Source organism: Verrucomicrobiia bacterium, from assembly GCA_019634625.1.
Lineage (GTDB): Bacteria > Verrucomicrobiota > Verrucomicrobiia > Limisphaerales > CAIMTB01 > CAIMTB01.
Window position 1 is genome coordinate 37497 of sequence record JAHCBA010000049.1, and the last position, 7008, is coordinate 44504.

The window sequence follows — 7008 nt, forward strand, 5'->3', positions numbered from 1 at the left end:
AGAAGTGACCCTTCGACCCGCCTCGATACCCTGCCCACCTTCCATGCCGATGGAGGCCCGTTCGTCGTCGTCCACCCACGACCCCCACCCCACCCGTGCAATCCCTCGTCGTCCCGTTCGACCGCGCCGCCCGCCCGGTCGATCCCGGCGGGCTCCGTGCCCTGATCCGGCCCCTCCGCGACGCTGCCATCACCGACCTCCTGGTCTTCGCCCACGGCGCCTGCCGTGATACCAACGAGGCCCGGGAACTCGCCACCCGCCTCGCCGCCTCGCTCGGCTCAGCCCTCGCCCACGTCCCTCCCTCGTCTCCCGCACGCGCCTTCGCGCTGGCCCTGATCGCCTGGCCGACCCGGGCAGCACACGATCCTGCCCATGTGGACAACCCCGCCCCCGGTGACCCCGGGGCCGGCCTCCGTGCCCTCGCCGGCGAAATCGATGAGTTCCGAATCTGGCTCGGACCCGAAGCCGAATCCGAGACCACCGAACTCGCCCGACTGGCCCCCGAACTCCCCGACCGCCCCGAAGCCCGCGAGGCCTTCGTCCAGCATGCCATCACCCTCTTCGCCCGCGCCGTCGGAGGCCACCGCGGCACCACCCTCCCACTCGTCCCGGAGGAGGAACCGCCCGCGCTCGCCACATTGACCCCACACGAAATCCTCGAACGCCTTCGCCCCCCAGTCCCCACCAACGACCCCGCCTCACCCGCCCCGCCCGGCACCCATCCAGGTTCCTTTGCCGACGGTGCCCGCCGGTTCCTCGAATTCGGCGCCAGCTATGCCTTGCGCGTCCTCGCGGACCAGATCGGCGAAAAAGGTCTCGCCCCCCTCCTCCAGCAGCTCGCCGGCGACCTCCCCGCACTGCGCCTTCACCTCGGTGGTCATGGCCTCGGCGCCCGTCTGGTCCTCGCCGCCGCCCATGCCGCCGAAGATCCCGCCATCCAAACCCTCTCCCTCCTCCAGGCCGCCGTTTCCCAATTTGCCTTCACCGCCGATTATCGCCCCGGACAGGACGGCTCCTTCCGCCGGATCATCGCCCACCGCCGCATCCGCGGCCCCATCCTGGTCACCCGCTCCCGACACGACGCCATCCTCGTCCGCGCCACCGCCCTCGCCTCCATGCTCGCCGCGCCGACCGAAACCGCCCCCGCACCATTCTCCAGCCTCTACGGCAGCCTCGGCACCCATGGCGCCCGCAAACTTGCCCCCGCCGAACACGCCAACGGCCTCCTCGGCGATCCCCATTTCATTGCGGCCCACGCCGAACTCGCCCTCCTCAACCTCCATGCCGACGCCCAGATCCGAAGGCACCACGACGTCACCGGACCGGCCGTTGGCAACGCCATCCTGACCGCCATCCACCGGACCCCCTGACCGCTCTCAACGCGCCGACCCCGGCAGGTGCCGAACGCCAAGCTTCTCCGGGTTCTCCACCTCGAACAGCAGCGTGGTCCGCGAATCCGTCTGCGCATTCCGAATTTCCATGTCGCGCAATTCGTAACGCGATCCCACCCGCGCAAAGCTCCCCGGCGAAAACTCCTTCAGCAACCGGTTCGACAAATCATACGCCTCCGCCCGCACAATCCCCCCCGTCTCCTCGTCGATCCATGTCACCACCCTCCGGTACGCCCCGGGTGCCGGATTCGGATTCCGGCTCTCCAGGATCTGGCAACTCCGCGTGCGGCGCGTCTCCCGTCCGATCACCCGCTGTTCCGGCCAGTGCAGAAATCCCATCCCCAGGTCCATGAACCAGAAGTCCGTCCCCGCAAATGCCGTGAACAGCTCGTCCGCCCGTTCCAAACGCCGCTCCGCAACATTCCCGTCCCGTGTCGTCCGCTGCAGCACGAATTGGGGTGCCGCCTCCGGCCGCGCCACCACCTGCAACGCCTCCCGCCTCCCGTCCGGAAATCGCGCCCGGTACACCGTGCTCCACCCGTTCGTCCCCAGGACCACCCCCACCTCCACCGGAATCGTCTGCCGCCGGCCATCCGCCGCCCGCAGCCGCAAAGTCCCGTTCGAGGACGTCGGCCCCGCCGGCCGCTGGGAACGCACCTCCGCCGCCAAGGCGCGACCCCGTTCCTCTTCCCGGCTCAGGGTCTGTCCCCCCAAGGGCAACATCCACCCCGGCAGGGTGGCCAAGAACACCATCCAGACAATTCGCTTCACGATTTTTTCAGGGCTTGCGGCAGAGCCTGCTCCACCGACTCGACGAAGATGGCCCGAATCTGATCCCGCGCCTCCCGCGGCAGCTCCGGCCAGTCCTTCCGATTCGCCTCCGGCAGAATCACCCGCCGCACCCCGTGCCGCAACCCCGCCAGCAGCTTCTCCTTGATTCCCCCCACAGGCAGCACCCGCCCCCGCAAACTGATCTCCCCCGTCACCGCGGTATCCTCCCGCACGCACCGCCCGCTGAACAGCGACGCCAATGCCACGCACAACGCCAGCCCCGCGCTCGGCCCGTCCTTCGGCGTCGCCCCCGCCGGCACATGAATGTGCAAATCGTACCGCTCGTGGTCCCCCGCCGCCACGCCATAGGGCTCCGATTGCCCGCGCAGCAAACTCAACGCCGCGTGCGCGCTCTCCTTCATCACCTCCCCCAGGGAACCCGTCAGAATCAACTTCCCAGCCCCCGGCATCCGGCTGGCCTCGATATGCAGCAATTCACCCCCCACCGGCGTCCAAGCCAGCCCCATCGCAATCCCCGGCTGTCCCATCGGCGTCCGACCTTCCCCAAGAAATCGCGGCGGACCCAGCAGCGACGCCAGATCCTCCGGCCGCGCCACAAACGGCTCCCGCTTTCGCTTCCCTCCCGCCAGTCGCCGCGCCGCCTTCCGCAGGACCGAGGCAATCTCCCGGTTCAACTGCCGGACCCCCGCCTCCCGGGTGTAATCCTCGATCATCCGCCGCAGCGTCGGAAGCCCCAGCCGAACCTCACGCGCCGTCAAGCCATGCTCCTCCAGCGACCTCGGCAGCAGATGCCGCCGCACGATCTGCAGCTTCTCGTCCAGCGTGTAACTCGGCAGGTCGATCACCTCCAGCCGGTCCCGCAACGCCGGATGCACCGGCTCCAGCCAGTTGGCCGTCGTGATGAACAGCACCCGCGACAGGTCAAAGGGCATCTCCAGGTAGTGGTCCGTGAAGCCCCGGTTCTGCTCCGGATCCAACACCTCCAGCAGCGCCGCCGCCGGATCCCCACGGTAGTCGCTCCCCATCTTGTCCAGCTCGTCCAGCAGCAATACCGGATTCCGCGTCCCCGCCCGCCGCATCGCCTGCAGTATCCTGCCCGGCATCGCCGCCACATACGTCCGCCGATGCCCCCGGATCTCCGCCTCGTCCCGCATGCCCCCAAGCGCAATCCGGATGAACTGCCGGCCCAGCGCATCCGCCAGACTCCGACCCAACGACGTCTTGCCCACCCCGGGCGGTCCCGCCAGACACAGGATCGGCCCCCCGGAATCCGGCTTGCGCTGCATCACCGCCAGGAACTCCAGCAGCCGGTCCTTCACCCGCTGCAACCCGTAGTGCTCCCGGTCCAGCAGCCGGCTCGCCGCCCCGAGATCCAGCCGGTCGGCACTCGTCTGCCTCCAGGGAAGCTGCAGAATCCAATCCAGGTAATTCCGCACCACCGTGTGCTCCGCCACCGCCGGCGGAATCGTCGCCAGCCGCTCCAGTTCCCGTTGCGCCACCGCCGCCACCTCCGACGGCAACCCGGCCCGCTCAATCTGTTCCCGCAACGCATTCCACTCCGCCTGAGCCGGGTCCGTCTCCCCCAGCTCCCGCCGGATCACCCGCAATTGCTCCCGCAGGAAATAATCCCGCTGGCTCTTGCTCAGCGTGCTGCTCACCTCGTCCTGGATCTTCGCCCCCAACGCGCTCAACTCCAGTTCCCGCTCCAGCCACGGCGCCAGCAACGCCATCCGCTCCTCCACCACCGGCGTCTCCAGCAACCGCTGCTTCTCCGACAACTGAAACTGCAGCGTCCCCGCAATCAGATCCGCCAGACGCCCAGGCTGGCTCACATTCAACGACGCCAGCTTGATGTGCTCCCCCACCGGCGGCGATATCTTCAACACCTCCTGAAATCGCGATTGCAGCGCCCGCATCATCGCCTGCGTCCGCGCCGTGCCATCCTCCTTCTCCGGCAGCACCTTCACCCGCGCCTTCAAATACGGCTGACGTGACGTGTACCGCGCCACCCGAACCCGTTCCAACCCCTCCACCAGAATCCGCGCCGTCCCGTCCGGGTACTTCAACATCTTCAGCAACCGCGCCGCACACCCCACCCCGTACAAATCCTCCGGCGCCGGATCCGCCACTTCCTCCCGCTTCTGCAACACCAGGCACAACAGCCGGCCCCCCGCTACCACGTCGTCCACCAACCGGATGCTCGATCCCGAATCCACCAGCAACGGCGAAACGTTGCCCGGAAAAATCACAATGTCCGACAACCCCAGTACCGGAAGCTCCCCAGGCAATTCCGCCCGTGGCCCCTCCTCCCCGGAAGGCACCGCAGCATCCCGTACCAGACTGATGAACTCGGTATCCAGACCTCCCATGCGAAGATTATGACGAAGGCCACGTCCTCCTTCCCGTGCCGCCCTCGTTCGCTCCCACCGTTTGCTCCCACCGTTTGCCTCAGGCCACCTCAATCCGCTGCGGCCCTCCCGCCGTCTCCCCCAATCGCCCAAACTCCACCCGCAAAAACCCGTTCAGGTACACCGCCCGCGCGCTCGCCATGTCCGTGCCCAAAGGCAACTCCACCGCCGCCTCAAACGCCCCGTATTCGATCTCCAACATCAGGAAACGCGAGCCGGGGGCCCGCGGACAATCCCGTCGTATGCCCTTGATGCGCAAACGATTCCCATCGACGGTCAAGGACAGGTCCTCACGCCGGATTCCCGCCAGCTCCGCCTTCACGACGATTCCTTCGTCGTGCGCAAACACATCCACGTTCGGGACCCAAGCCACGCCATTGCCTGCCGTCTTCATGGGCGCCTTGGGCCGCGTCGTGACAAACTTAGCCGCGGTACTGATCTTCGAGGAAGCCATGCCCAGTGACCGGAGGTTACGACACCGCGTCCAGCCACGCAAGACATCGACCCGGACTTTTGCAGGCCCCGCCCCGGCGTCCCATGCTTCCTATCTCCCTCCCCCAGAGGTATTCCCCCCGGAGCCGCCGCCCTTCCATCCCTTCCTCCCGCAACATCCCCCTCCGCACCCCCCGCCGCGATGCCATGCCTTCCAAGCCATCCCGCCCGCCGATAGGGCCACAATCCCCAGTGCCGTCCACGCCTGCCAATCCATGACGCATCCTCGCTCCGGTCCTCACTCCCGGCCTCCTTCCCACCCGCCGGTCCCGTCGCCCCCCCCGCACCTGGCGCAACGCCGACCGGGGGGGGGGACACGACGCCCTGGGGCCAATGGGCTGCCAATGGGCTGCCAATGGGCTTACACCACCTCGGGCACCACGAACGGCGCGCGATATTCCCGGGTCAGCAACCGGTTCGCCTCGCGATTCCCCCGGAACCGCTCGCTCGACGGATCCATCCGCAACCCGACGCCCAGCGTGATCCGATCCGCATCGAGATCCACCTCGTTCGCCTGCAGGTGCTCCACCATCCGGTCATAGGCCTCCTCCAAGGAGGCATGTTCCCGAATCTGCTCCCGGATCGCGCCCACCGACTGCTCCTTCCCAAGTTGGTGCGAGATGTTGCCGGTATGGCAAAGCGCACTCGAAAGGTGACCCTCCAGAATGTCCGCGGTCAGGTCCTCCACCTGCCGGCTCCGCACCGCCGCAATGAAGTTCTCGTAGTGGTTGCGGGTCCCGTTCCATCGCTTCAATTCGGTGCCATCCTTGTCGTAGGCAATCGCGCTGTTGTAGTTCGGCACCAGCACATGTCCTCCCTCGCACTCGACCACCACCGCCACCGAACCGCCCCGGTACCGGTCCATATTGCGCCCCCACTCCGCCTGACCCGCCTTGTCCTTCGGCAAACCTCTCACCTCAAAGATCAGCGGCGCCTTGGCATACCCGTGGTACGCCACCTGGGTGTTGGGCGTGTCCCCGTCGTCCACGTACCCCAGCCGCCCCCCCACGCTCAGCACCACCGGAGACAACTCCATCTCGCCCAGGAACCATCGCGCAATGTCCATCTGGTGGATCCCCTGGTTGCCCAGATCCCCATTGCCGGTCTCGAAGACCCAGTGCCAGTCGTAGTGAAGGTTCTGCCGCATCAACGGCGACATCGGGGCCGGCCCGCACCACAGATTGTAGTCGATGTGCTCCGGAATCGGCTGCGGCCCGTCCACCTTGCCGATGCTCGCGCGCGCCTTGTAACACAGCCCCCGAGCCACCTTGATCTTCCCAATGTTCCCCGCCGCCACCCAGTCCACCGCCTCCTGAATCGCGTGGCTCGACCTGCTCTGCGTCCCGGTCTGTACAATCCGCCTGTATTTCCGCGCCGCTTCCACCGCCTTCCGCCCCTCCCACACGTTGTGGGACACCGGCTTCTCCAGGTACACGTCCTTGTTCGCCTGGCACGCCCAAACCGAGATCAGCGCATGCCAGTGGTTCGGCGTCGCCGTCGAGATGATGTCGATGTCCTTGTCCGCAATGCAGTCCCGAACGTCCAGATACCCCTTCACGTCGTGTCCCTGCTCCTTGAGTTTCGACACCGCGCCATCCAGCACCCGCTGGTCGCAGTCGCACAAGGCCGCCACCCGCACCCCGGGAATCCTCAGGAAACTGTTGATGTGGTCGTTGCCGCGCCCCTTGAACCCGACCACCGCCACCCTCAGGGCGTCGTTGGCTCCGTAAACCCGGTTCCAGGAAACGGCAGGCAGGGCCAGGGCGGCGGATGCCACGGCCGTGGTCTTGAAAAACGATCGACGATGCATGCGTACACTCATGGGCTTGTCTTGGGGTTGGGGTTGGGAATCGATCCGGGAATTTCCTGAGTATCGGGTGCCCGCATCCCGGCGGACAACCCTTTTTGAGCTCTGTGCCCGCCGA

General features: G+C 67.0%; 5 protein-coding genes. 1 reads left to right on the top strand and 4 read right to left on the bottom strand.

Annotated features, from left to right (window positions below; all coding sequences use genetic code 11):
• Window positions 1-95 precede the first annotated feature (95 nt).
• Complete coding sequence (locus KF833_21220; protein MBX3747836.1) at window positions 96-1370, top strand: hypothetical protein; 1275 nt, start codon at window positions 96-98, stop codon at window positions 1368-1370.
• Between the two features lie 6 nt (window positions 1371-1376).
• Here KF833_21220 and KF833_21225 read toward each other — a convergent pair whose 3' ends face one another.
• The 4 genes from KF833_21225 to KF833_21240 form a co-directional block, all read right to left on the bottom strand.
• The gene (locus KF833_21225) at window positions 1377-2162 is read right to left on the bottom strand and encodes an outer membrane lipoprotein-sorting protein (protein MBX3747837.1); all 786 of its coding nucleotides are present in this window, start codon (window positions 2160-2162) and stop codon (window positions 1377-1379) included.
• Window positions 2159-4552, bottom strand: coding sequence for an endopeptidase La (gene lon, locus KF833_21230; protein MBX3747838.1), 2394 nt, complete (start codon window positions 4550-4552; stop codon window positions 2159-2161). The genes KF833_21225 and lon overlap by 4 nt, the downstream gene beginning before the upstream one ends.
• A gap of 79 nt (window positions 4553-4631) precedes the next feature.
• Window positions 4632-4985 (bottom strand): Hsp20/alpha crystallin family protein, encoded by a 354-nt coding sequence (locus KF833_21235; GenBank protein ID MBX3747839.1) that lies wholly within the window; start codon window positions 4983-4985, stop codon window positions 4632-4634.
• Window positions 4986-5444: 459 nt separating this feature from the next.
• On the bottom strand, window positions 5445-6905 hold the full coding sequence (locus KF833_21240; protein MBX3747840.1) for a Gfo/Idh/MocA family oxidoreductase: 1461 nt from the start codon (window positions 6903-6905) through the stop codon (window positions 5445-5447).
• Between the last annotated feature and the right edge of the window lie 103 nt (window positions 6906-7008).

Coding starts and splice junctions, on each gene's coding strand:
- lon (MBX3747838.1), bottom strand. CDS start 4,552: ATGGGAGGTCTGGATACCGAGTTCATCAGTCTGGTACGGGATGCTGCG.
- KF833_21235 (MBX3747839.1), bottom strand. CDS start 4,985: ATGAAGACGGCAGGCAATGGCGTGGCTTGGGTCCCGAACGTGGATGTG.
- KF833_21240 (MBX3747840.1), bottom strand. CDS start 6,905: ATGAGTGTACGCATGCATCGTCGATCGTTTTTCAAGACCACGGCCGTG.